Raw genomic sequence first — 23,557 nt, 5'->3', positions numbered from 1 at the left:
ATTATGAAGTTTTTTTCGTTACTGATTGTATTTGTTATGGTAGCTAGTGTGAGTAATGATGCTTTTGTGAAACAATAATGCTGGAAAGATATTAAGTTAATACTGATTTAATTTTTATAGTATTGATTTTTATGTTTATTTAAAAAGGTGATTGAATAGTAAGATTTTTATAAGAAAATATTATTACTTCTACGCCGTTTATGTGATAAGTATTTAATTTAAATGAACTATTCGTATTTATAGACTATCAGCGCAGTAGAAATGGGATTTAAAGCATTGTTGGCATGACAATGACTTATATTCTTAATAATTACTTTGTGATTATATTTGGAGCGTTCTTATCTTAATCATTTTTTTATAGAGTCTTCAAAATCTTGAATTGATTTAGCTTCAAAATATTTTATTTTATACATTTTATAATCTCACTCATATTGCTTATCTGATAAATAGGTTAGACAGATAAAGAATTTTTTTGATGTTCTTGTTTGTGAAATTTTTTCTATATTAAATTAAGGTTTTAGTAATGTTTTGAAATAAATTTAAAATATTGATTTATAAGTTTATTTATAATTCTACATAATATTTTTTACATAAGTTTTCATTCTTTAAAGAAAAACTATAAAATAAGGGCTTAAAGATTACAATAAAAATGCTACTAATATAGGTCTTCAAATACATTTAAGAGGTATCGCATGTTAAAAACGATTATTACATTAGGTACAGGTGTTGCTTTGGGTTGTTATTATAAATCTCACAAGGATAAGAGTAGATTGTCTGATGATAAAAAAAGTGATGCTCATGATTTAACTGATGATGTTAAAGGTAAAAAAGTTTTGAGTAAACTTATGAAATAAATTCAGATTAAAAAAGAAGCTTAAACAAGCTTCTTTTTTATGAATTTGACCTTAGTGGTGATGCTTATATCAATAATATAAGCATTTAAGGTATATACAGTCAAAAGAAGAAGTCTACGACTAATTTTATAGAGCCCAGCGTAAGCGGTATCAAAAAAAATTGTGAAATAACTGAAATTTTATTTTTTATTAGTATAAATTGGAGGTGATAGTCGATGATAAAAATGACTCTAAAATAAGATAAATTAAACAAACTGGAAAAAATTTTATTGGTGGAGTAAAGGAATATATCAGCTCAGGCTAGGGAAAAATAGTCAGTTGATTAGTGCTGTGATGGAAGTATAGAACCTATTATCTATTAGCTAAAACAAAATAGAGGTAAAGAGTGATGAATAATCTATTATTGAAAAGTTTAACGTTATGTTTCGTATTTAGTTTGGCTGGATGCGATAAAAATAAAGATGCTGATACAATGAGTCGTGAGGAGACAACGACTCCCCATGCTTTAGAAGCGGAACCAGTAGAAATGGATCATTCTAGAGAGGCTCAGTTGCATGATGATTTACAACATGGTAGTTCTGCTCCTGTTATGAACGAAAGTGATGAGACAGGTTTAACAAATGATAATACTCAAACGAACTTATCAAGTAGAACTCCTTCTAATTAAAAACTAAAAATGTTAAGGATGTTGTGGTTAAGAATTTTCTATGAAGTTTTTAACCACAATTAACTTAAGATTTCTATTCTTAGATCGATATTTTAATTGAAGATATTTTAATAAATTTACGAAATGATCTAATGTGAATTTGGTCGCATAAAAAAAATATAATGAGATACGTATCGTGTTTAATGTGATTTTTATGTTTTTTCTATTAAATTTTATTTCATAACTTAAAACAATATTAACATAGGATTACTTTTACTTCTGAGAGAATTTATGAAGGATAAAATAAAGGAATTAACAAATGCCTCAGTACTTAAAATTAGCAGAGAAAATTTATAGTAATCTAAAAATATCAAAAGGATTCTCTGATGATCCCGTTGAGGATCTTAATAATTTGATGATTGAGTTAAGACATATAGTAAAAGATACAAATTTTAAGATGCTTCATCATTATATAGATTTTGAAGAGTTATTGATGAATTCACAAAATGTGTCAATTAATATTGACATAAGCATTTTACCAAAAAGTAAAAATAAAGATGAATATATATTGTGGCTTGCGAGTTTTGTAGAAAAAGTCACCATCCCCACTAAAAAAATAAAACAACCTATAAAGGATAAAGTTATTCAACCTAGCTATTGCTATGATGATTTAGGAAATATTGTAGATAAAACAAAAAAAGATGAAGATACAATAGTTTTATATTTTCAATATAAAGAAACTACAACATAAAATGGATTAATGAAGATGGGGTGTAGATAATGACTTAGCCCAACTCTGCGCTTGGCAACGTGGACATTCCTGTTCCAAATGCAGTAAATGCTGCGTTGTGCCACAATTCATACAAGAGTAGAAGGTTTCTGGACTCAAATATTCAGTTTTTTTATAATCTTTAGGAAACAAAGGTAAGCCCCATTTGGTTTCTTTCTCTGTATAAAATAAAATACTCAGCGAACCATCTGTTTCCAAAACAGCAACTTTTATTTGACCTAAATGTTCTACACTCTGCTGACGCATCTCAGCAAAAAACTCATCATGAGAATACTTTCCTTTCTTTATATCGTGTATCACCATCATGCCATCTTCAATGATACAGAGTGATTCTCCTTCTAAGAGTATTTCAATTTTTTCGTTTTTCATCATCGCCCAAGTCACTAATCGATAAAGAATAATAATCGTACTCATGACTACAAATGCTTGGATAAGCGGTATGTCATCCATAAACATCGGATCACCCGCCGCTGATCCGAGGCTTAAAATGATAGCCAGTTCAAATATAGAGAGTTGTCGGATGCCTCGTTTACCAGATAGTCTTAAAAAGAAAAGGATAAAAATAAACATGAAAAAACAACGGATAATTATTTCTAGGACAAAATCCCATGTTGTATCATGTATAAAGATGTCTAGTATTTCCATTTTTTACTACCATTTTTATTATAGATATTATTATATTACATAAATAAAATGAGCTTATTAAAAAATAAGCTCATTTTTTACAACACGTCAGTTTTATATTTTATCCCAAGCATCTTTAACCGCTTGTTTAGCATGTTCCCATTTTAGCCTAGATTCAGCTTTTAGCTCTTCCCATGATTTCTCTAAACTACCCTCGACATCTTCGAATTGAGTATCACGGTCGTATTCAGAGCGTGCTCGACTACCAAGTTCATAAGCTTTTGAAAAATCTCGGTCATAATCTAAATCTGGTGTATCAAGTTGAGCTTCTTGATAATAGGGACGGGTGACATAGCTATTACGCCAATGATCATTTGGATCAATAGTAACACGTGGATTTTGCTGATGTTGATTTGTAATATCTACTTCTTTCATTAGAACTCTCCGAATCACTAATCGATTGAATATAAAATTTAGGAGAATATTTAACTATTCTCCTAAATCTCTTCAGATCAAAAATAATCAAATATTACTTTTGTTGATTATTTTGATTCGATCCTTGACGATTAGCGTCTTTTTGGTTTGAACCTTGTTGTTGAGAATCGCGCTTGTCTTGTTGCTGTTGCTGATGTTGTTGCTGGCGATTATCATCATTTGGTTGTTTTCTTTGCTGATTGTTACGTTCTTCATTCGGTTGATTATTTGTATTACTCATGATCGTATACCTCATTTAACTATAATAAAATTATCTGAGTACATCAGATGGTTTTAGTAAAACATATTTTTTTATTTTGAGGTGGGTGAGCATGTTTCACTATATTTAAATGTAATTGTTTTTTTATATTAACTAATTAATTAATAGAGACTTGTAGATATAACAGTCTTAGAAACAAAAACATTATTTAATATAACTTCATGTTTGTACTACAGGATGAAACAAATCAAAAAATTATATCCTCAGCTTATGATTTCTTCAATTTTTTTACATATATCTATCAAAAGGTTCTGTAACTTTATTTCTGGTTTTCCTTTATATTCAGTTCTAAAACTATAAATCTTGTTTTTATAATCAATACAATAGAAGAATGTCCCTACAGGTTTTTCCTTTGATTCAGATCCACCTTTTTTCAATAATCCTGTACATGAAACATAAATATCGGATTTAATTTTTTTCTTCCCTTTTTTTAATCATTTCTTTAGTTACTTGCATTGATTCAGCGGTATGCTTTTGAATTAATTTTGATGAAACTTTAAGTAAGTCTTTTTTAACACTTAAATCATAGCAAACCAAGCTACCAACTAAGATATTTCCAGAAAGTGGGTTGAGTGAGAACTGGTATGACAAATAACCAGCAGAAGCACTCTCAAAGAAAAATATTGTTAATTTTTTCTTCGCCAATATTTTACATGTTGTCTTTAACATTATTTGATCACCTTTTTTAATGATTGATTAAATTATTGAGTATTTAGTTTATTTGTTTTAATTTTAAATAATTCAAAATATTGGATTGTAATTCTATTATTTTATATATGTTTGAATAAAAAGATTTTTTTAAAACAATATGTTTTCTTGTTAACGTGCTTTAACAAAAAATCGGTATGAATAAAGGCAGTAAGTCGTAAGCTTGTTTTTATGTTTTCAACTTGGAGAGTGAAAATGCCAGTTGTCGTCAAAAAAAGGTTACTTGATTTGATACAGGATGATCATCAAAATTATTATGAGTTAGTTTCTTTTTTCCTTGACGGGAATATTGCTAACATTGAAAAAGAGAAGAAGTCTGTCAATTTATTAAAAATGGAACTTGAACAAGTATGTTTAGATGATGTTCATTTTCCCGATCAAATCGGTGATATAAAGCACTGGTATCTAGAGGAAAATAAAAAAACGGGAAATGCCTATCAAGATTATATAAGCCGAAGACAATTAGGTGGCCAGCGAGAATATTTTAAGAATATAGGTCAAGCCTTTGAATTTCTGATTAAAGTCTCACCGATAAAAAAAGTTGATGGCTCTTGGTTATATAGTATTGTCAATTATTGGAATGATCCTGCATTTCATGATCTTATTTTGATTTATTTGGAGGAATTGGGACTGGGTTCAGCTAAATCCAATCACGTATGTATTTATGATGATCTTTTAAGCGTTCTAGGTTTAGATGATTTTGAGCTTTTTCTCGATGATGAATACTACCACCATGCCGCAATTCAATTGGCTTTAGGGTATGCACCCCCAGAATTTATTCCAGAAATCGTAGGATTTAACTTCGGTTATGAGAAATTGCCTTTGCATCTTCTGATCACTAATTATGAGCTTAAAGAATTAGGGATTGATTCAAAATATTTTAACTTACATATTACGATTGATAACCTTGATAATGGACATGCTTATAAATCTTTAAAAACATTGGAAAAATTGTGTGTTAAATATAAGGATAAAGACGTCTTCATCGATAAGCTAAAACGTGGTTATGCATTAAATCAACATGGAATTACCTCACTGCAAATTATTAACAATCTCAACTTAGAAGATTTCGTTCATAAAATTTTAAAGCGGAAAGCTTTGATTGGGCAGTTAATGCATAACGAGAAACAGCAAATCGGATGTAAATCTATTAATCAATGGCTTTCTAATCCTGATGACATCGAAAGCTTTATCAACCAATTGATAGAAAAAAAATGGATCAAACTTAATAAAGCCCCTGAAGAAAGTTTGTTTTGGAAATTGATTAGCCATCAAGATGGAAAGATGTATGGGGTATTTAATCCCACAGAAAAACAAATTATTCATGATTGGATTGCAGGAGAACAGTACGCCTCTACTTTTCTTTCTTATCACCAACACGTTGATAAAGAACAATCGATCCATGATTTTTTATTTAGTTATATCTCAGATGGTGAACTGGAAAACTTGCAAATAAGAGTTAGTCAGACCAGTAATCTGGCCCTTAAGCTTTCAAAGTTGACACCTTTTTTAGCTCCAGATACTCATCACAAAACTATAGGGTTATGGAGTACGCAAAAATATACGGAACTTTTATTTCCTTATTTAACAAGTTCATTTAACCGATAACGATTCATCAAAACTTTTTATTTTCTAGCTAACTGTAAATAGGTCGCTACATGAATGACAACACTAAAAATACCGAAACGAAAAGCGCCTTAGCAGGTCAAACTCCTGATAAGTGCAATACGACAGAGAAAACAGCTCAACTTGATCAGGTCCGAACAGATGCAACCAATGAAGCATTGACGACTAATCAAGGTGTGAAAATTTCCGATAATCAAAATAGTCTTAAGGCTGGCGTTCGAGGTTCAACACTACTCGAAGATTTTATTTTAAGAGAAAAAATCACTCATTTTGATCATGAACGTATTCCTGAACGGATTGTGCATGCTCGAGGTGTCGGCGCACATGGCTATTTTCAGGCATATGAAGGGAATGAACGTTTTACAAAAGCAGGATTTTTAACTGATCCGACGATTCAAACACCTATTTTTGTACGGTGTTCGACCGTACAAGGCCCGCGTGGTTCTGCGGATACCGTTCGTGATATCCGAGGTTTTGCCATCAAATTTTATACCCAAGAGGGTAATTTTGATTTAGTTGGTAATAATGCGCCTGTTTTTTTCATTCAAGATGGCATTAAATTTCCTGATTTTGTTCATGCAGTCAAACCAGAACCGCATACAGAAGTTCCAACAGGAGGAAGTGCACATGATACTTTTTGGGATTTTGTATCATTGGTACCCGAATCTGCTCATGCGGTGATGTGGGCGATGTCAGATCGGGCTATTCCACGTAATTTACGTTCGATCCAAGGTTTTGGTGTGCATACTTTCCGATTGATCGATGCACATGAAAAAGCAAGATTTGTTAAATTCCATTGGACTCCAAAACAAGGCGTGCATGCACTTGTTTGGGATGAAGCACAAAAATTAGCAGGCAAAGATCCTGATTTTCATCGTAGGGACTTATATGAAGCTATTGAGCAGGGCATTTATCCTGAATGGGAATTAGGCGTGCAGATCATCGAAGAAGAAGATGAAATGAGCTTTGACTTTGATTTGCTTGACCCTACTAAACTTATCCCAGAAGAGTTAGTGCCGATAACACCGCTCGGAAAATTCGTACTTAATCGAAATGTTGACAATTTTTTTGCTGAAACAGAACAGATTGCATTCTGTCCAGGTCATATTGTACCTGGTATAGATTTTAGCAATGATCCACTTTTACAAGCTCGTTTGTTTTCTTATACTGATACGCAGCTGAGTCGTTTAGGTGGACCGAACTTCCATCAAATTCCGATTAATAAGCCTGTATGTCCTTTTCACAATCATCAACGAGATGCAATGCATCAATCTGAAATTCATAAAGGGCAGGCATCTTATCAACCTAACTCAATTGACAATAATTGGCCGATAGAAGTTCCTGTCGCTACTCAGAATGGTGGTTTCGAGAGTTATCAGGAACGTGTTGATGGTCATAAAATTCGTCAGCGTAGTGAATCTTTTTCCGACCATTTTTCTCAAGCACGTTTGTATTATCAAAGTTTAGCGCCACATGAACAGAAACACGTGGTGGACGCTTATACCTTTGAATTAAGCAAGGTTAAACGTCAATACATTAGAGAAAGAGAAGTGCAATCTATTTTGGCCAATATTGATATAGATTTAGCCCAACAAGTCGGCAAAAATTTAGGAATAAAAGTGCCTGATTTGGTCGAGAGTTTCAAACATGCCATGATCGAAAAGTCTGAACGACTTTCTATGCAAGCTTTTATCCCCGAAGATATTAAAGGCAGAAAAATAGCGGTATTAATTCATGATAACGTCAATGCTGAAAGTGTGCGTACGATTCAGAATTGGGCGATGAAAGAGAAGGTGATTGCTCATTTACTAACCCCAGTGCTCGCTCCAGTAAAAGGTATGCGAGATGAAGAAATCACATCTGATGGGATGCAGAAAGCCGAACCTTCGATTGCATATGATGCTGTCATTATCGTAGATGGTGATAATTCGAATATGGTTTCCGCAGATGGTGTGACCAAACATTATTTACTTGAAGCTTATAAGCATTTAAAGCCTATGGTCTTTTTAGGAGATAAATCAGCATTGTTGGATCAACTTGAGTTAAGCCCTGATGAAGGAACGCTTATACAGGACGATTTTCGTCATGTCGCAGAAAAACTAAAACATCTTCTGCGACATCACCGAATTTGGTCAAGAGAAGCGCTGATAGCGGCGATTCCAGTTTAGTTGATTGGGTATGATGATAAACACTAGATTGCAGTTATTTTGACTAAAACGACTGCAATCCTTTCGATGTGTTGGTAGTTCGGTTGTTCTAACTCTTCGCCAAATACATCAGGATCAATTTCTTCATAGCTACATTTCAAAGTTGGATAATTGATGATCCAACTTTGAATGGCTTCCAAAAATTTATTGCCGTATTGGCCGATTGAGATTCCTGTATATAGAAAAATGCTACCATTCGGGGCAAGTCTTTTTACAGCCTCTCTTAGAATGTTGAAGGACAATTCTGTGCCATCTAAATTGTTTCCACCATGCCGATACTGCCGTTCTTGGATATCCATTAGATAAGGGGGATTGGCAAATATAAGATCAAAATTCCCTTCTAAATCAGAAAATAAATTGCTATGAGTAGGATAAATATTTTCTAAGCCATTAAATTGTTGGTTTACCTGACTATAAAACAAGGCCTTAGGGTTAATGTCAGCAGTAAATACCTCAGAAATTGAGGGAAAGCGTTTGGCAATTGAAATCGCGACAGCGGATGTCCCACAGCATAACTCCACAGCTCGTTGGCAGGATGGAGATTGGGTGAGTAAATATTGCTTAAGGTGATAATAAAATCGATAGGTATCGGGGCCAAAAAATACGGCATCATTTTCTACGGTTGGAAAAGCAGAATGAATAAATAATTCATCCTCCAATGATGCAACACGGATTTTACTGAAACACTGATTGTTCTCAATGTGGATAAGATCTGCTTTTTCCAAGAGGACAAAGAGTTGAGGGTCTAAATCTTCAGGAGCGAAAGTCAGATTCCATCCGAAAATATCTCTAAGCGTTGTAGACCTTGATGACAAACTTTCCTTTCTTTTTATAATACGTTCATGGGTTAGTGGCGTAATTACTGTAAATCGATAATTTTGCTCTTTTAAAAATTTTAATAAAAAGAGCAAAGCATGTTGCTGGAGAAGCGATGTATCAAGGTGTTGTTTCATTATCGGTCTCTTATTTTTATAAAAACCTCTGAGCCGAGGTTGATTGTTTACTTAACCATTGACGATTTCACCACCATTGACGTGGATCACTTGTCCCGTAATATAGCTGGCATCATCTGAAGCTAGAAATAGAAAAGCAGGGGCGACTTCACTGGGTTGTCCCATTCTTCCCATTGGCGTATTTTTACCAAACTCTGCCACAGTTTCTGAGTCAAAACTACTCGGGATCAATGGTGTCCAAATTGGACCAGGTGCAACCCCATTTACGCGAATTCCTTTTTTCTGTTTCATTAAGTTATTGGATAAGCTCCGAGTAAAGGTTGTAATCGCGCCTTTGGTGCTTGCGTAATCAATTAATTCATCATGACCTTGATAACTGGTAATACTTGTGGTGTTAATGATGCTATCTCCTTCATTTAAATGAGGAAGTGCCGCTTTGGTAAAATAAAACATGGAAAAAATATTGGTTCTAAAAGTTGTTTCTAGTTGTTCATCGCTGATATTCACGATATCGCTTTGTTGAAATTGTACCGCTGCATTATTGATTAAAATATTTATTTTACCGAACTCATTGATCACTTTGTCGACACTATCAATGGCAACATTTGGATCAGTGATATCCGCTTTAATTAACAAACATTGTTGACCTTCTTTTTCTACAAACTGCTTTGTCTCCTCTGCATCCTCTTGTTCCTCTAAGTAAACAATAGCAATGTCTGCACCTTCTCTTGCAAATAAAACGGCAATAGAGCGACCTATGCCACTATCTCCACCACTAATTAAAGCGACCTTGTCTTTAAGCTTATCACTTCCTCGATGTGTTGTTTTGATAACCTCTGGGATAGGGTGCATCAGTGTTTGTTTACCAGGTTGATGCTGTTGTTCTTGAGCGGGTGCTGAAGTCGGATAATCATGGATTGTCTTGTTCATCTTAGGGTTTCCTTACTATGCATATATTCTATAATCTTTTTAAAACGTGTTATTTTGAGTAAAAGTTATATTTAGATTGGTTTTATTTGTATTTATTCCGTAGAGAGGGTTTAGTATATGTAAGTCTTTTAATCCAGATTTATAGCGTCAAGATTGTTTGGTTGATTTTTTCTGATGCGGATTTTTAAATTATGATTAATTAAAATGATGGTAATATTAATTTTTTTTGAATGGTTATAATTGTGACGAATTTTTTTCAGTTGAGGGTAGATATTATTTTCTATCGTGACTTTATTAAATAGTATTTTCTTGAATTGTTTTGAAATATTTTTAGGTTCTTTGTAACGTAATGGTTAAGAAATATTTAAAAAAACCATAAATAGCTCTGATCTTTCAATTGCTTAGCGAGTGAAGTAAAAAAAATATAAAAGTTATAACTCTTGTTACAACCATTTAGTCGACAACGATATAAATTTTTTACATAGTAGACAGTACTATTCGGGAGAATTATCATGAACAAGATCACTGTGATGATTAAAGATCAAGAAGAAAATGAATCTATAGTTGTTGCACAGCTGAATAACATAGAGGATCACGAAATTCCGTTCTTTAAGAGAGTGGAACATATTGAAGTTGAGGGGCGGAATATTTTTCCAAATATAGATTTTATTTTTGAGGATGAATTCGATGGAAAAACCTATAAAATAATTTCTGTTGTTAATGATAAGAGATTTATCTAAAAATCAGTTGCTTAAGTTTTTATGAAAACAACTCACTTATTTAAATTAGATAAGTGAGTTCTGTTTTATTGAAATATTTTATCGTGTTGGTATATATTAATTTAGATTATATTGTGTATTAAGTTATAAGTGTTTAAAAATCAAGAAAAGAACTTGCTGATTTTAGCTTAGCAAGCTCTTTATAATGAAAATATATTTTATGTTTATATCTATCAAGTAATTGGGTTGAGCCCTTTAACAATATCATTAAATTCAGAACCATTTAACCAAAAAGATTTCTTTAAGAAGAGGGTAGTCATAATACTTTCTGCTGCTTCACTATTCGGGCTTTCACAAAACAATCCATAACTATTGCCTAGTACAGTGTTGTTTTCAATAAGACGAATAAAGTAAGCATGTTGTTCATCAGCATAGCCAAGAATTGCATCACGTCGACTGTCCATTTTTCATGTCTCCACATCAAAAATATTTGAATAAAACCTAACGGCTGATAGACCAAACTTATTCGTAAATTAGATCAATAACTTAAATGCTGTGTGAAGATGAAATGCATTATAAGTCATTCATTTAAAATAAGAATCTCACTTTGTTTTACATCCTTGTCTAAGTTCAACAAGTGAGTGGTTGATCTATGAAATTTATTGTTATGCAAAATTAATTGCACGTCAACTTGAATTTGTAACTTTTTCAAGTTAAATTGAATTACTGTTGTTAATCACTTGGGTTGGGGGGAATGATGTCCAAAAAAAATGAATTTGAGCATGGCGGTGCGAGAGCAAATGCTGGGCGAAAGGCGCAATTCAGTGAACCGACCAAAGTGATTCGTGTTCCTGAATCCCAAGTGGATTTCATCAAAAATTGGTTACTGAATAATGTCAAAACCGGCACGCATACAGATTTGACCTCTTCAATGAAAATTCAGAATGTTCAAGCGAACAATGATCGAATTTACCACATTCCACTGGCAACGGAACGTGTTGCTGCGGGATTTCCATCGCCTGCACAAGATCATGTAGAGCAAGCACTGGATTTAAATCAGTTTTTAATTCGAAATGAAAACTCCACTTTTATTGTGAAAGCCAATTCACTTTCGATGTTAGATGTCGGAATTGACATTGATGATCCCTTGGTCGTTGATCGGAGTATCCCAGCGAAGTCGGGTGATATTGTGATTGCATTGATTGACAATGATTTTACCGTGAAACGCTTGATGATTGATCATCATTTTAACCCACCAAAAGTCTGGCTAAAGGCTGAAAACCCTGATTTTCAGAATATCTATATTCATGAGGGGCAAGAATTGGTGATTTGGGGTGTGGTGACATATAACTTGAAGCCGATGAGGTAGTTGTAAATGAATGTATCACAACGTATTTTTGCTTTGATCGATGTAAATAATGCTTATGTCAGTTGTGAGCGTGTATTTAATCCAAAGTTAGAAAAACGTCCTGTGGTGGTACTTTCAAACAATGATGGCTGTGTGGTTTCTCGTTCTTATGAAGCAAAAAAACTTGGCATAAAAATGGCTGTTCCATTGTTTCAAATTGAAGAGATTATTCGCCAGCATCAGGTCGAAGTACTTTCAAGCAATTATGCCTTGTATGCAGAAATGTCACGTCGTTTCATGAATATACTGGGTAGTTTTGTTGATCCTTGTGAGCAAGAAGTTTATTCGATTGATGAATGCTTTTTAGAGTTGACTGCCCATCAACAAAGTTATGATTTGAGTGAATATGCACGTCAGATTTTAGCGACAGTCAAAAACTGGTTGGGGTTGCCATGCTGTATTGGTATCGGATACTCCAAAACACAAGCAAAACTTGCGAATAACTTAGCTAAAACGCATGCCTGTTTCGATAGTGTTTGTAATATCGTTGATGAAGATCCTTGTATTATTGAAGACTTACTTCTTTATACACCCGTAGGAGAGGTGTGGGGTGTCGGACGAAAGATTCGACAGCGCTTAGAAAAAATGAATATTTGTTCAGTGATGGATTTAGTTCAAGCAGATCCTAAAATGATTGGGAAGCAATTTTCTGTAGTGATGGAAAATACAGTCAAAGAACTACAAGGAATGGCATGTTTGGAAATTGAAGATGTGATTTCAGATCGTCGGCAAGTGTTAAGCAGTCGTTCATTTGGTCAGCCAATTGAAGATAAAAATAGCCTAAGTGGTGCTTTAACTGAGTTTAGCTTGCGGGCAGTAGAGCGGCTTCGCAAACAAAACTTATTATGCAAGGCGGTTGGCATCAGTATCCGAACCAATCGATTTAACAAACAACAATATTATCGTCCATTTACCATGGTGTATTTGGCTGATTATAGTGACGATCGTTTAGAAATTATAAAAGCGGTACAGCAAGGTTTAGATCGAATCTATCTAGCAGGGCATCGTTATAAAAAAGCAGAGGTCATTTTGTTAGACATCATTCCGCGACACAGCCATGCGGTTGATTTATTCCATGATACGGATGAACTGATCGCGCGTCAGAATCTTTCGGTTGCTTTTGATGAGATTAATAAGCGATTTGGGCGAGATGTGATGACGTTCGGGCGATTGATCACTCCACAAGGACGAACTTGGGGGATGACTCAAAATCATAAATCACCCAGTTATCTGACCAAGTGGGATGAGGTTTTGAGAGTTGGGTAGATTTTTTAAATCAGCATTACCAAAGGCATTCGCGTGGAATATGTACGATGTGCTCTGATTGTTGAGCTAGTACAGCTTATCGAATATTTTCCCACCATTGCTTAAAGCTTTGCCGATCATTATCCAGTTCCACTAATTCACCAATCATTGGGGTTGCAAGACGATACTTCCTCGATTTTGAATACTCAGCAATTCTTGTGATCGGTTCATACCAAGGGTGTTTAGCTAAACTAAATTTGGAATGATGCACGGGAATCATATTGCGCGCTTTTAGTTCTTCAGTCGCTTGTGCCACTTCGTTTGGATGGCAATGTACTGCATGCCAAGCGGCATCATATTGTCCATTTTCCATCAATGCCCAATCAAAAGGCCCGTATTTTTGACCGATTTCGACAAAGTGCTTGTTATAACCGCCGTCGCCTGTATAAAAGATCTTTTTGCTCGGTGACTGAATAATGAAGGAAATCCACAAATTTTTTCCGCCATCGAAAGCACGTCTTGAATCATGATGTGTGGTTTCGGTGATAATGGTAATGCCATCGTCAAACTCAACGCGATCTCCCCAATCTTTTTCAATCAGCATGCTTTTGGGATAGCCCCAATATTCAAAGTGTTCGCCAACACCTAAGCCAGTGATCACATATTTTACTTTATTCTTTAATTTAAGAATGGTCTTATAATCCAAATGATCATAGTGATCATGTGAAATCAGTAAATAATCAATCTCAGGTAATTCTTCGACGGTGTATATATCGGTTCCTCGATAAGCGCGTGTTCCCCACGGCAAAGGAGAAACCTTGCCACTCATGACAGGATCAATTAAAAATTTTTTGCCGTGTAGTTGCATAAATACGGAAGAATGTCCGAACCAGATCATGACATCTTGCTGAGGGTCTAGTGTTTGGAGATTGGTTTTAATCGAGGGAATAATATCTTTGGGTCTACGATGAGGGATGGTTTTGATAAATGTCCTATAAAGTTCAAGAAAAGTATGAGAGCAATAGGCCATGCCTAATTTTTCAGTGAGATTGCGAAATTGACCTTGTTGGTAGTTAGGAGAGTTTTTGATACGTTGCAGTCGTTCACCAGAGGGGCTTTTGCCAAAAAGAGGATGTTGTAAATATAAGACGCAGATAAAAATAAGCAGGACGAGAGTGAGGGTGAAAACAATAAGCATAAATCGCATTCCCTTTTTATTTGGGCAGTTGATAATCAACATTAATAAAAAGTAAAAGCGACAAAATGATGAAATATTGTCTAAAGTCGACGAATGAAAAATCATCTATTCTTATTTAATATTTGTCTAAGTGAAGGAGAAAGGTATTTTGATCAAGCGATCGTGTTGGTATTGGTGTGATTGAGCAAAAGGAAGCCATTTAGAGGGCTGTGATTTATGCTAGACTATAGGCAAATAACAGTATTGAAAATGGCTGTGCGTTAGCAGAACGAGTAGGTAAAATGATTGGGCAGCAGAGAAACATATTAGCAACTTTAGGAATAGATGTTTGGATTCCTAGAGAGGTTGTATGTCAAAAAAATACTGCACCGAATCTATGGCGAGATCAAGTTGTCGAAGAAACCCCGCAATCTCCTGTGCTTACATTTGATACAGCGCCAATTTCTGAAAACATCCAAGTCGCACCAGTAGCAACGCCGCCGATAATTGAAACAGACGTTCCTCAAGCAACTGAAGTTGTCGTAAAGCCTGTTGTCAAAGACATTGTTGTTGAAAAAGAGCAGGTCGTTATAACGACACAAGTTCAAGCGTTTGAGCTGCAAATGTACGTTTTAGAAAGCTGTGCAATTTTGCTAGAAAGCAGTCAACTGAGCGATGCTCAAAGACAGCTGTGGCAGAATATTCAGAAAGCCAGATTGGGACAATATGCTGAGTTGAAATGGCCATTTCCATTGGCAGCTTTTCAGGAAAATCGTGGATTATCTTCATATATTCAAGGTTTCTTGGATGCGACCGCCACCAATAAAAAGATTTTATGTTTAGGTCATCTAGATTTTATTCAGCATTCTAATATATTGCATTTAGGCAGTTTGGAAGAAATGATTGCTCAACCCTTATTAAAAAGACGATTGTGGCAATTGATGCAATAAAAGAGTGGATGTTTCATAATGAAGAAAGTTGTTGTATTTAGTCAAATTAATCAAGACGTTTTAGCACGGTTACAGCAAGATTATCAGGTAGTGGTACTCAACCCAAAGTTGGGTGATATCAATGCGCAAATCCGAGCTGAAGTTGTGGATGCAGATGCCATGATTGGTGCTGGGCGTTTACTCAATCAAAGTAACTTAGCACCTGCACAAAAACTTAAAATTATTTCTACTGTTTCAGTGGGCTATGATAATTACGATATCGATTATCTGAATCAAAGAAAAATTTGGCTCGCAAACACGCCGCATGTATTGACAGAGACCACAGCGGATTTGGCTTTTAGTTTATTACTAAGTGCAGCACGAAAAATTCCACAATTGGATGCTTGGACCAAACAAGGGCAGTGGAAACGAACGGTTTCAACTGAACAATTTGGTGTAGATGTATTTGGTAAGACTTTGGGGATTATTGGTCTAGGTCATATTGGCGCAGCAATTGCTCGTCGAGGCTTTTATGGCTTCAATATGAACATCTTGTACCATAATCGCCGTGAAAAAATAGAAGTCGCTCAAGCATTCAATGCACAATATCTTGACTTGGATCAGCTTTTACAACAATCTGATTTCATTGTGGTTGCCGTTGATTTAAATAGCCAGTCACAGGCGCTGATTGGAGAGACTCAGTTTGAGTTGATGCAGAAACATGCTGTATTTATCAATATCGCACGTGGCTCTGTGATTGATGAGAATGCACTGCTTGAGGCATTACAACACAATAAAATCTTTGCTGCGGGCTTAGATGTTTATGCCAAAGAGCCATTACAGGCATCTCCCTTATTTGAGCTGCCAAACGTGGTGACTGCACCTCATATTGGTTCAGCAACGATTGAAACACGGAATAAAATGGCCAATCTCGCTTATCAAAACTTGATAGATGCTTTAGAAGATCGAACGCCACGTTATTTGGTCAATCCAAAATTTGAATAAATTCTTACATGTTGATTGCTGAATAATTGCTCTAATCTATGTTTTAATGCTGATTAATATTGCTACACTTGCGCCCTTTGTAATTTGGACTTGGGGTGTTTGTGTTCGAGAAATTAGCTGAGCAAAGTTTGGGCTTGATGGGGTGGGAAATTGATAATCATTGGGATTTGGATATTGACCAATGTGTGATGATTGCTGCACCACATACCAGTAACTGGGATGCTTTATATGCCCGTTTGGCTTTGAAAGCGTTGGGGGTAAATGTTCGCCTCACCATTAAAGACAGCTATATGAAACTTCCTTTTGGGCCTTTTGTACGTGCGATGGGCGGTATTGGTATCGATCGTGGCGCGAAACAAGAAGGTCAGGAACGACCAAGTATGGTTCAATTGATGAGTGACTTGTTTAAAACGCATCCGAAACTGGTGATGTTGGTGACCCCAGAAGGAACGCGCGCCAAACAAGAACAATGGAAAACAGGTTTTTACCATATCGCGGTTGCGGCAGGTGTGCCAATTGCATTGGCGTATATGGACTATGCCAAGAAAAAAACTGGTGTTGGCAAAATCATTTATCCATCAGGCGACTATGAAAAAGATATGACTGAAATCATGGCTTTTTATGCAGAGATTCATGCAAAGTTTCCAGAAAAATTTAGCGTAGACCAACGCTACAGCGCGAAGAAATAGCCTCTAAAAATATAAAAGAAGACAGTAAAAGCTGTCTTCTATAACACTTTGTTGCAAATTCCTCTCATTTTCAGTGCTATATTAAATTTCTCCATTAGAATCATAGAGAAACCCCTTGAGACCGCTGCTGCTTGCATGTGGCTTATTTGCCACGACCCAACTGAGTCATACTCAAGTCCTTTTACCTACACAGGTGATGGGAGCAACTGAAGTCCCTGATATTGGCGGTGGAATAGGGTTGCTTGATCAACAAAAAGAAAAATTCATCGGTGAAAAAGTTTATCGACAAGTTCATCGACAAATGCCTACTGTGCAAGACGCTTGGTTGGAAGATCAATTTTTACAAGTTTTCTCAGGTATTCTAAGTCAAACCCAACTGGGGCAGCCGATTGGTTTGGTGGTGATCAAAGATCCCCAAATTAATGCCTTTGCTGTACCTGGTGGTTTATTTGCAATAAATACAGGTTTGATTACGTCCGCTAAAAATTTAGATGAAATCGCTGGGGTGATGGCGCATGAAATCGCCCATGTCACACAACGACATTACAGTCGATCACAAGAAGCATTTAAAGGACAAGGCTTACTGGCTTTGGCTGGGATCCTCGTCGGTGCTGCAATTGCTTCGCAGGCAGATGGGGATGTCGGTTCAGCAGTAATGCTAGGGACGCAAGCCGCTTTAATTGATAAACAACTCAGCTATAGTCGTAATCAAGAGCGTGAAGCAGATCGTATCGGCATGCAATTTATGTATGCTGCAGGATATAATCCGCAAAGTATGGCGGATTATTTTGAAACCATGCATCGAGCCACCAGTCGAGTCAGCTTTTTGCCAGATTTCTGGTTCACTCACCCTTTAACCACTGAACGGATGAGTGAGGCAAGATTACGTGCCAATCAACTGCCTAAAGTGAAGTCAAAGATTTATGACCTCGATTTCGCGATATTAAAATGGTATACCCAAGTTGTTTCAAATCAAGCCACAGAAATACAAATTCAATCTCTAGCTACGCAGAAAGATGTTGCGGCGCAACTGGCGCTCAGTAAGTTTTATTTAGAGCAAGGTGATTATGCTCAAGCACAGTCAAATCTTGATTTGGTGAAAGCAAGATTAAAATCTCATATATTGGTTCCGCTTATTCAAACAGATATTTATTTGGGACAAAATAAACTTGAGCTGGCAGAGAATACGATTGCGCCCATTCAAAGGACGATGCCTGAGAATCGAGCACTATCTTATAAATTTGCAGAAGTCTTAATTCGACAAGGACAAGTTGCACAAGCACAAACCTTAGTTCAACGATTCATTCATAAGAACCAACGTGATATTCGAGGATGGCAACTATTGCAACAAGCAGCAAACTTAGACAAAAGCTCACCATTACAAGCCGTGAATGTCTTATGCTATCGTGCAGAGGTTGAGTATTGGTCAGGCTATGAAGAAAACGCGATTAAATCGATGTTACATGCGCAACGACTTGCAAAAGGGAATATGGCAATGTCAGCGAAAATTGAATCTCGTTTAAAGCAAATGCAAGATGACTATCGTAGGAAAATTTAATTCTTAATTTGATGTGGTGGAATTAGCTTGCTGAAAATTTGAGAGTAATTACATGGAAATTAAATTAGAAAAATTCAACATACAAGATTTTAAAATCTTGCCTCACGCAAGATTCTAACGCGTCAGGGTTTTAAGCATAAAGCATTTAAAGATTACGATGGATTAGCAGGTGAAATACTGGAATTAAACAATTGATTTAAGTCATCAATAATAAAAGAGTAAGTATAATTGCCGTAACATAAATAGAAATCAATTGAAAAGGAGGGGGATTTTATGATTAAGGGGCAATGTTTATGTGGCGCTGTGCAATATCAATATCATGGTGAAATTGAAAATAGTATCTTGTGTTATTGCCAGCACTGTCAGCAGGCGCAAGGTGCAATCGCGGGTTGGAATAGTCCGCTTGATCAAACAAAATTTGAATTGATCTCAGGCCAAGACCAACTCAAAGAATATTTTCACACTCCGAATAAAGCGCGAGTATTTTGTCAATATTGTGCCAGCCCGATTTATTCTTATCGTACAGATTTGCCAAATATCATTCGCTTGCGTTTAGGTACAGTGACAGAGGGGCATATTCCTGCACCCAAAGAAGAATTTTTTATCGAGCATAAACCAAAATTTATTGAATTAAGATAAGATGGCTGGCTTGAGTGGTAAAGAAGTTAAAAATTGATGAAGAAAATTATTGGTTTTATTTTTGCGATGAGTTTCGTAGGGGTGAGTTCAGCGGCTTCAGTTGAGCAATATGTACGTGCTGTAGAGAAAATAACAGCAACCTATGCGCAAGACATGCGGAGTTTTTTGCGTAGCCTAGATCCACAACTTTCACATTTCACGCCTGAGCAGCAGGCAAAATATTGCGCTATTGTAAATCAATATGTGCAGGACTCTTATGGGGCGATCGAAAAGAATCGGTCACATCTAACAGGGCAATACGCCACGATGACGAAACAAGATGTGATTCATCAAGTGACTGCATCAAAAGAAATGCAAATGATCGCTAAATACAATATTCAGTGTGATTTTAAATAAACAGGTGCGTGTTTGGGTTCATTGTTTAAATGAATCCAATTTATTATTAAATATATAAAAGGAGAGGTATAAAGCCTAACTGAGCTGATTAGCTTAATTTTGCTTTAATTTTAGAAGAAACTTGTGCAGGATCGGCACGCCCGGCTATGATCGGACGTAGAGAATTCATCACCTTACCCATATCTTTCATGCTAGTAGCTCCTTGAGCAGCAATCGTTTGCTCAATGAGAGAATCAAGTTCTTCCTCAGTCATAGCTTCTGGTAGAAACTGAGATAACACCTCAATTTCGGCTTGTTCTTTACTAGCTAAATCATCACGACCAGCGCCAGAAAAGGCTTTGATCGATTCTTTACGTTGTTTAATTTGCTTTTCAATGACCGCAAGAACCTGAGCGTCGTCAAGCTCAATGCGCTCATCGACTTCGATTTGCTTAATTGCTGCCTGTAGACCACGAATCACCGTTACTGATGCCATATCTTTGGCACGCATAAAAGTTTTTAATACGTCAGTAATTTGGTTCTTCAAAGTCATCATAGTTTTTCAGCAGTCAATCACAAATTAATTAGTAAAGGCGAGTAGTACGTACAGATTCGCGAGTCAATTTCTTTTGATAACGCTTAACTGCAGCAGCTTTTTTACGCTTACGTTCTTGAGTTGGTTTCTCATAGAATTCGCGTTTACGAACGTCAGCTAAAACACCAGCTTTTTCGCATGAACGTTTGAAACGGCGGATAGCTACGTCTACTGGTTCGCCTTCTTTCAACTTAACTTGTGGCATGTAAAATCCTCTAAGATGATGGATAAGATCTAACGCACTATTGCACTAGATCGCAAGTGAAGGTCAGTATTTTACTCATTTACAACTCAGATCACAAGTCTATAATAGCGCTGATACTATTTTTGATCGTTGTAAAGGCAGTTTAATGATTGTTTTGGGCTTAGAAACTTCGTGTGATGAAACTGGGTTAGCACTCTATGATAGCGAGCTCGGCTTACGGGGGCAGGTTCTCTATAGTCAGATTAAACTGCATGCAGAATATGGTGGTGTCGTACCTGAACTGGCGTCACGGGATCATGTTCGTAAAATGATTCCTTTAATTAATCAATTGCTTGAACAAAGCGGCGTGAAAAAACACGAAATTGATGCGGTTGCTTATACACGCGGTCCGGGTTTGATGGGTGCATTGATGACAGGTGCATTATTTGGTCGTACTTTGGCATTTGCTTTCAATAAACCTGCGATTGGTGTGCATCATATGGAAGGCCATATGCTTGCTCCATTACTTTCAGATACGCCACCGGAATTTCCGTTTGTCGCTTTGTTGGTTTCAGGTGGGCATACGCAACTGATGGCTGCACATGGTATTGGTCAGTATGAGTTACTCGGTGAGTCGATTGATGATGCGGCGGGTGAAGCCTTTGATAAAGTTGCGAAAATGATGAAACTACCCTATCCAGGTGGGCCGAATATCGCAAAACTTGCACTGCAAGGTGACGCCCAAGCATTTGCATTTCCACGTCCAATCTTGCACCAAGGTTTGGATTTTTCATTCAGTGGGCTAAAAACGGCGGTTTCTGTTCAGTTGAAAAAATTAGGTGAAGAAAATCGTGATGCGGATGTTGCTGCATCTTTCCAAGAAGCGGTTGTCGACACCTTAGTTAAAAAATCAGTGAAGGCTTTAAAGCAAACAGGTTTAAAACGTTTAGTCATTGCTGGTGGTGTTAGTGCAAATCTTCGTTTACGTGAGCAATTAGAAGCGTCGCTGAAAAAGATTAAGGCACAAGTTTATTATGCTGAGCCGGCCTTATGTACCGATAACGGTGCCATGATTGCGTTTGCAGGCTATCAACGTTTAAAAGCTGGGCAGCAGGATGATCTCGCAGTAACGACTACACCGAGATGGCCGATGACTGAATTAAAACCAACCTAAAATAGAACTGATCACTTTTATTGGAAGCTAAGCTTCGAGTAAACCTAGATTAGACTTCTTTCATAAATTTTTTGTTTCTCCTTATGGGAAAAAATACCGAGAGACTAAAGAATGATGAAGGTGGTCTATTATTTTTTTAAAAATCAGATGATTCATTTATATGCATGGTGAGGGGTTGGAGTCAATCCTATCGTGTTAAAGTGTCGGATAAATTATTTATTTTTATGAGCTAAGACTCATAGCGGAGTACAAAAGTTGAAAATTTCTTATGTTTTTACATGTGGCAGATTAGAGTCTTTATTTAAGATTCTATGTCTCATCCAACAGGGTGAGGGACATGACACATCTGAAGATAAAAAAATAATTGAGCAATTCAGAAAAGATATCTCTTTAGGGCGAACTTTTGAGGAAACTGAACTTTATCAACGGATAGAAAAGAGTGAGGAAAAAATCGTTATTAATCGCTTGAATAATATTCTTCGAGATAAACCACCTCATCAAAACAAATTTGATTTGGATGAATATAAGACGGGTGCATGGTCTGAATTTAGTGATTATAAGTTAGCGATTAGATTCTCTGATGCTAAAACAGCCTTGAGTCAAAAGCACTTTGAAAAGACAGGTGAATATATGACCAGTCGAGGTATTGCTAAATTGACGGGTTTTAATCCAGCTAATATCAAAAATATGTTGCAGCATAAAAGAAGTGTGGTGAAAAAAATGCTATCAACATTGGAAAAATTAGCAAAAGAATACTGATATTAAAGTTCTATAGAAGAGCGAAAGCGATGCAGAGGAACTTTTTTCTGCATCGATGCTCAAATTTGTACTTTTCCGAGTAAGCAAAAAATTAATTCGACTTATCCTTCTTAGAAAGTACAGCCAAACATACAAAAATAAAAACCATACCGATCCAACCAATCGTTGCGAGTCGCTCACCCACTAGCAATACAGCAAAAAGTGCGGCCACCAGTGGTTCAAATAAAGTTAAGGTTGTTGCGGTACTGGCAGAAATCGTTTGTAAGGCATAACCAAATAATAGATAACCTAAAAACATTGGAATCAGCATCATATAGCCAACAACATATAGATTTACGGGTTCATCAAATAAGTTTGAGCCTGTAAAAAATAAAGTCGGCAATAAAATTAAAGCGCCGAATCCAAAAATCAGACCCATTGATGCTCTAGAGTCAACACCTCGATCTATCATTTTCTTGGCAGCCCATGAATAGAGTGAGTAGGTAAGTGCTGCGATAAGTCCAAGAATGATTCCCAAAGTTTTTTGGTCGGTTGTAATGCTTTGCGATGAGCTTTGGGAGTGCGATTCTCCGATTGATAAAAGCAATACCCCAGCAACACCAAAAATAAAACTAATAAACCATTTTAGCGAGAGTGCCTTTTTATCAAAAAACTTTTCAAGTAGCGCTGTAAACAAAGGCGCTGAGCCAATCGAAACCACAGTACCGATGGTGATGCCTGCCATTCGCATAGATGAGTAGAAGGCAAGCGGATATATGGCAACAGAAATCATCCCAACCAACAGGAGAGGGAAATATGAACGGATCTGTGGTAAATGACCAAGGATATTTTTATGCGCGAGTAATGCCTGTAAAAGTCCACCGCCACCCATTGCAATCGCGCCAATCGCTAAAGGACTTAGATTGGGAGCATAAGAGGCCACAGTACCCGTCGTACCCCATAAAATTGAAGCGACTAAAACCGCGATAAAACCGTAATGCGAACTCAGGTTTAATGATGAGTTACTCAA

General features: G+C 36.3%; 26 protein-coding genes and 2 pseudogenes. 17 read left to right on the top strand and 11 right to left on the bottom strand.

Features of this window, described 5'->3' with window-relative positions:
* Positions 1–692: 692 nt before the first annotated feature.
* The 3 genes from MMO38_RS10080 to MMO38_RS10070 all read left to right on the top strand — a co-directional run bounded on the left by MMO38_RS10080 (position 693) and on the right by MMO38_RS10070 (position 2,251).
* Entirely contained in the window at positions 693–854 is a 162-nt protein-coding gene (locus MMO38_RS10080) for a hypothetical protein (RefSeq protein WP_005196084.1), read from the top strand.
* 388 nt (positions 855–1,242) lie between these two features.
* The gene (locus MMO38_RS10075; RefSeq protein ID WP_241323445.1) at positions 1,243–1,521 is read left to right on the top strand and encodes a hypothetical protein; all 279 of its coding nucleotides are present in this window, start codon (positions 1,243–1,245) and stop codon (positions 1,519–1,521) included.
* 298 nt (positions 1,522–1,819) lie between these two features.
* Positions 1,820–2,251: a hypothetical protein gene (locus MMO38_RS10070; RefSeq protein ID WP_241323444.1), complete on the top strand. Its 432-nt coding sequence runs from the start codon at positions 1,820–1,822 to the stop codon at positions 2,249–2,251.
* Positions 2,252–2,257: 6 nt separating this feature from the next.
* Here MMO38_RS10070 and MMO38_RS10065 read toward each other — a convergent pair whose 3' ends face one another.
* From MMO38_RS10065 to MMO38_RS10050, 4 genes and pseudogenes are all read right to left on the bottom strand, one after another.
* Positions 2,258–2,935, bottom strand: coding sequence for a YetF domain-containing protein (locus tag MMO38_RS10065; protein ID WP_241323443.1), 678 nt, complete (start codon positions 2,933–2,935; stop codon positions 2,258–2,260).
* Between the two features lie 93 nt (positions 2,936–3,028).
* Positions 3,029–3,349 carry a hypothetical protein gene (locus MMO38_RS10060; RefSeq protein ID WP_241323442.1) on the bottom strand — a complete coding sequence of 107 codons (321 nt, stop codon included), beginning with the start codon at positions 3,347–3,349 and terminating at the stop codon, positions 3,029–3,031.
* A gap of 94 nt (positions 3,350–3,443) precedes the next feature.
* A complete protein-coding gene (locus MMO38_RS10055) occupies positions 3,444–3,629 on the bottom strand; it encodes a hypothetical protein (protein WP_005196089.1) in 186 nt (61 codons plus the stop codon).
* Between the two features lie 242 nt (positions 3,630–3,871).
* A pseudogene (locus tag MMO38_RS10050) lies at positions 3,872–4,337 on the bottom strand (CinA family protein).
* A gap of 234 nt (positions 4,338–4,571) precedes the next feature.
* Between MMO38_RS10050 and MMO38_RS10045 the strand changes: the two are divergent.
* Together MMO38_RS10045 and katE are read left to right on the top strand one after the other, a co-directional pair.
* The gene (locus MMO38_RS10045; protein WP_241323441.1) at positions 4,572–5,984 is read left to right on the top strand and encodes an iron-containing redox enzyme family protein; all 1,413 of its coding nucleotides are present in this window, start codon (positions 4,572–4,574) and stop codon (positions 5,982–5,984) included.
* 50 nt (positions 5,985–6,034) lie between these two features.
* Positions 6,035–8,170, top strand: coding sequence for a catalase HPII (katE, locus tag MMO38_RS10040; RefSeq protein WP_241323440.1), 2,136 nt, complete (start codon positions 6,035–6,037; stop codon positions 8,168–8,170).
* Between the two features lie 23 nt (positions 8,171–8,193).
* On the opposite strand, the gene MMO38_RS10035 is transcribed toward katE, so the two are convergent.
* Positions 8,194–9,162 (bottom strand): class I SAM-dependent methyltransferase, encoded by a 969-nt coding sequence (locus MMO38_RS10035; protein WP_241323439.1) that lies wholly within the window; start codon positions 9,160–9,162, stop codon positions 8,194–8,196.
* A 51-nt stretch (positions 9,163–9,213) separates the two neighbouring features.
* A complete protein-coding gene (locus MMO38_RS10030) occupies positions 9,214–10,092 on the bottom strand; it encodes an SDR family oxidoreductase (protein ID WP_241323438.1) in 879 nt (292 codons plus the stop codon).
* Between the two features lie 512 nt (positions 10,093–10,604).
* Between MMO38_RS10030 and MMO38_RS10025 the strand changes: the two genes are divergently transcribed.
* Positions 10,605–10,832, top strand: a complete 228-nt coding sequence (locus MMO38_RS10025; protein ID WP_005196108.1) for a hypothetical protein — start codon at positions 10,605–10,607, stop codon at positions 10,830–10,832.
* A 212-nt stretch (positions 10,833–11,044) separates the two neighbouring features.
* Here MMO38_RS10025 and MMO38_RS10020 read toward each other — a convergent pair whose 3' ends face one another.
* Positions 11,045–11,275: a hypothetical protein gene (locus MMO38_RS10020; protein ID WP_005196110.1), complete on the bottom strand. Its 231-nt coding sequence runs from the start codon at positions 11,273–11,275 to the stop codon at positions 11,045–11,047.
* Between the two features lie 293 nt (positions 11,276–11,568).
* Between MMO38_RS10020 and umuD the strand changes: the two genes are divergently transcribed.
* Together umuD and MMO38_RS10010 are read left to right on the top strand one after the other, a co-directional pair.
* Positions 11,569–12,180 carry a translesion error-prone DNA polymerase V autoproteolytic subunit gene (gene umuD / locus MMO38_RS10015; RefSeq protein ID WP_004671968.1) on the top strand — a complete coding sequence of 204 codons (612 nt, stop codon included), beginning with the start codon at positions 11,569–11,571 and terminating at the stop codon, positions 12,178–12,180.
* Between the two features lie 6 nt (positions 12,181–12,186).
* Complete coding sequence (locus MMO38_RS10010; RefSeq protein WP_241323437.1) at positions 12,187–13,485, top strand: Y-family DNA polymerase; 1,299 nt, start codon at positions 12,187–12,189, stop codon at positions 13,483–13,485.
* 76 nt (positions 13,486–13,561) lie between these two features.
* Here the strand turns inward: MMO38_RS10010 and MMO38_RS10005 are convergent, their stop codons facing one another.
* Positions 13,562–14,662: an MBL fold metallo-hydrolase gene (locus MMO38_RS10005; RefSeq protein WP_241323436.1), complete on the bottom strand. Its 1,101-nt coding sequence runs from the start codon at positions 14,660–14,662 to the stop codon at positions 13,562–13,564.
* Between the two features lie 281 nt (positions 14,663–14,943).
* Here MMO38_RS10005 and MMO38_RS10000 point away from each other — a divergent pair, with 281 nt between their 5' ends.
* The 7 genes and pseudogenes from MMO38_RS10000 (at position 14,944) to MMO38_RS09970 (ending at position 19,857) form a co-directional block, all read left to right on the top strand.
* A complete protein-coding gene (locus MMO38_RS10000) occupies positions 14,944–15,591 on the top strand; it encodes a hypothetical protein (protein ID WP_241323435.1) in 648 nt (215 codons plus the stop codon).
* 18 nt (positions 15,592–15,609) lie between these two features.
* Positions 15,610–16,575 (top strand): D-glycerate dehydrogenase, encoded by a 966-nt coding sequence (locus MMO38_RS09995; RefSeq protein WP_241323434.1) that lies wholly within the window; start codon positions 15,610–15,612, stop codon positions 16,573–16,575.
* A gap of 101 nt (positions 16,576–16,676) precedes the next feature.
* On the top strand, positions 16,677–17,264 hold the full coding sequence (locus MMO38_RS09990) for a 1-acyl-sn-glycerol-3-phosphate acyltransferase (protein WP_034594973.1): 588 nt from the start codon (positions 16,677–16,679) through the stop codon (positions 17,262–17,264).
* Positions 17,265–17,424: 160 nt separating this feature from the next.
* Positions 17,425–18,822 (top strand): M48 family metalloprotease, encoded by a 1,398-nt coding sequence (locus MMO38_RS09985; RefSeq protein WP_241323452.1) that lies wholly within the window; start codon positions 17,425–17,427, stop codon positions 18,820–18,822.
* 93 nt (positions 18,823–18,915) lie between these two features.
* Positions 18,916–19,017: pseudogene (locus tag MMO38_RS09980) on the top strand (N-acetyltransferase); the annotation flags it as partial.
* 78 nt (positions 19,018–19,095) lie between these two features.
* The gene (locus MMO38_RS09975; protein WP_241323433.1) at positions 19,096–19,461 is read left to right on the top strand and encodes a GFA family protein; all 366 of its coding nucleotides are present in this window, start codon (positions 19,096–19,098) and stop codon (positions 19,459–19,461) included.
* A gap of 36 nt (positions 19,462–19,497) precedes the next feature.
* Positions 19,498–19,857, top strand: a complete 360-nt coding sequence (locus MMO38_RS09970) for a hypothetical protein (protein ID WP_241323432.1) — start codon at positions 19,498–19,500, stop codon at positions 19,855–19,857.
* Positions 19,858–19,945: 88 nt separating this feature from the next.
* Here MMO38_RS09970 and MMO38_RS09965 read toward each other — a convergent pair whose 3' ends face one another.
* Positions 19,946–20,392: a GatB/YqeY domain-containing protein gene (locus MMO38_RS09965; RefSeq protein ID WP_005196120.1), complete on the bottom strand. Its 447-nt coding sequence runs from the start codon at positions 20,390–20,392 to the stop codon at positions 19,946–19,948.
* A gap of 28 nt (positions 20,393–20,420) precedes the next feature.
* On the bottom strand, positions 20,421–20,636 hold the full coding sequence (rpsU, locus tag MMO38_RS09960; protein ID WP_004652785.1) for a 30S ribosomal protein S21: 216 nt from the start codon (positions 20,634–20,636) through the stop codon (positions 20,421–20,423).
* 145 nt (positions 20,637–20,781) lie between these two features.
* Here rpsU and tsaD point away from each other — a divergent pair, with 145 nt between their 5' ends.
* Complete coding sequence (tsaD, locus tag MMO38_RS09955) at positions 20,782–21,789, top strand: tRNA (adenosine(37)-N6)-threonylcarbamoyltransferase complex transferase subunit TsaD (RefSeq protein ID WP_241323431.1); 1,008 nt, start codon at positions 20,782–20,784, stop codon at positions 21,787–21,789.
* A 255-nt stretch (positions 21,790–22,044) separates the two neighbouring features.
* Entirely contained in the window at positions 22,045–22,548 is a 504-nt protein-coding gene (locus MMO38_RS09950; protein WP_005196124.1) for a hypothetical protein, read from the top strand.
* Positions 22,549–22,639: 91 nt separating this feature from the next.
* On the opposite strand, the gene MMO38_RS09945 is transcribed toward MMO38_RS09950, so the two are convergent.
* Entirely contained in the window at positions 22,640–23,557 is a 918-nt protein-coding gene (locus tag MMO38_RS09945; RefSeq protein ID WP_241323430.1) for an EamA family transporter, read from the bottom strand.

Source organism: Acinetobacter sp. NIPH 1852, from assembly GCF_022549455.1.
In the GTDB taxonomy this organism is placed as follows: Bacteria; Pseudomonadota; Gammaproteobacteria; order Pseudomonadales; family Moraxellaceae; genus Acinetobacter.
This window is presented reverse-complemented; position numbering and strand designations above follow the sequence as displayed.

What these genes read in the sequence shown, in the direction of transcription:
- MMO38_RS10070 (WP_241323444.1), top strand. Translation starts at nt 1,820, where the DNA reads ATGCCTCAGTACTTAAAATTAGCAGAGAAAATTTATAGTAATCTAAAA.
- MMO38_RS09965 (WP_005196120.1), bottom strand. Translation starts at nt 20,392, where the DNA reads ATGATGACTTTGAAGAACCAAATTACTGACGTATTAAAAACTTTTATG.
- MMO38_RS10000 (WP_241323435.1), top strand. Translation starts at nt 14,944, where the DNA reads ATGATTGGGCAGCAGAGAAACATATTAGCAACTTTAGGAATAGATGTT.
- rpsU (WP_004652785.1), bottom strand. Translation starts at nt 20,636, where the DNA reads ATGCCACAAGTTAAGTTGAAAGAAGGCGAACCAGTAGACGTAGCTATC.
- MMO38_RS10025 (WP_005196108.1), top strand. Translation starts at nt 10,605, where the DNA reads ATGAACAAGATCACTGTGATGATTAAAGATCAAGAAGAAAATGAATCT.
- MMO38_RS10075 (WP_241323445.1), top strand. Translation starts at nt 1,243, where the DNA reads ATGAATAATCTATTATTGAAAAGTTTAACGTTATGTTTCGTATTTAGT.
- MMO38_RS10060 (WP_241323442.1), bottom strand. Translation starts at nt 3,349, where the DNA reads ATGAAAGAAGTAGATATTACAAATCAACATCAGCAAAATCCACGTGTT.
- MMO38_RS09995 (WP_241323434.1), top strand. Translation starts at nt 15,610, where the DNA reads ATGAAGAAAGTTGTTGTATTTAGTCAAATTAATCAAGACGTTTTAGCA.
- MMO38_RS09970 (WP_241323432.1), top strand. Translation starts at nt 19,498, where the DNA reads ATGAAGAAAATTATTGGTTTTATTTTTGCGATGAGTTTCGTAGGGGTG.
- MMO38_RS10030 (WP_241323438.1), bottom strand. Translation starts at nt 10,092, where the DNA reads ATGAACAAGACAATCCATGATTATCCGACTTCAGCACCCGCTCAAGAA.
- MMO38_RS10005 (WP_241323436.1), bottom strand. Translation starts at nt 14,662, where the DNA reads ATGCTTATTGTTTTCACCCTCACTCTCGTCCTGCTTATTTTTATCTGC.
- MMO38_RS09975 (WP_241323433.1), top strand. Translation starts at nt 19,096, where the DNA reads ATGATTAAGGGGCAATGTTTATGTGGCGCTGTGCAATATCAATATCAT.
- umuD (WP_004671968.1), top strand. Translation starts at nt 11,569, where the DNA reads ATGTCCAAAAAAAATGAATTTGAGCATGGCGGTGCGAGAGCAAATGCT.
- MMO38_RS10035 (WP_241323439.1), bottom strand. Translation starts at nt 9,162, where the DNA reads ATGAAACAACACCTTGATACATCGCTTCTCCAGCAACATGCTTTGCTC.
- MMO38_RS10020 (WP_005196110.1), bottom strand. Translation starts at nt 11,275, where the DNA reads ATGGACAGTCGACGTGATGCAATTCTTGGCTATGCTGATGAACAACAT.
- MMO38_RS10055 (WP_005196089.1), bottom strand. Translation starts at nt 3,629, where the DNA reads ATGAGTAATACAAATAATCAACCGAATGAAGAACGTAACAATCAGCAA.
- katE (WP_241323440.1), top strand. Translation starts at nt 6,035, where the DNA reads ATGAATGACAACACTAAAAATACCGAAACGAAAAGCGCCTTAGCAGGT.
- MMO38_RS10010 (WP_241323437.1), top strand. Translation starts at nt 12,187, where the DNA reads ATGAATGTATCACAACGTATTTTTGCTTTGATCGATGTAAATAATGCT.
- MMO38_RS10045 (WP_241323441.1), top strand. Translation starts at nt 4,572, where the DNA reads ATGCCAGTTGTCGTCAAAAAAAGGTTACTTGATTTGATACAGGATGAT.
- MMO38_RS10065 (WP_241323443.1), bottom strand. Translation starts at nt 2,935, where the DNA reads ATGGAAATACTAGACATCTTTATACATGATACAACATGGGATTTTGTC.
- MMO38_RS10080 (WP_005196084.1), top strand. Translation starts at nt 693, where the DNA reads ATGTTAAAAACGATTATTACATTAGGTACAGGTGTTGCTTTGGGTTGT.
- tsaD (WP_241323431.1), top strand. Translation starts at nt 20,782, where the DNA reads ATGATTGTTTTGGGCTTAGAAACTTCGTGTGATGAAACTGGGTTAGCA.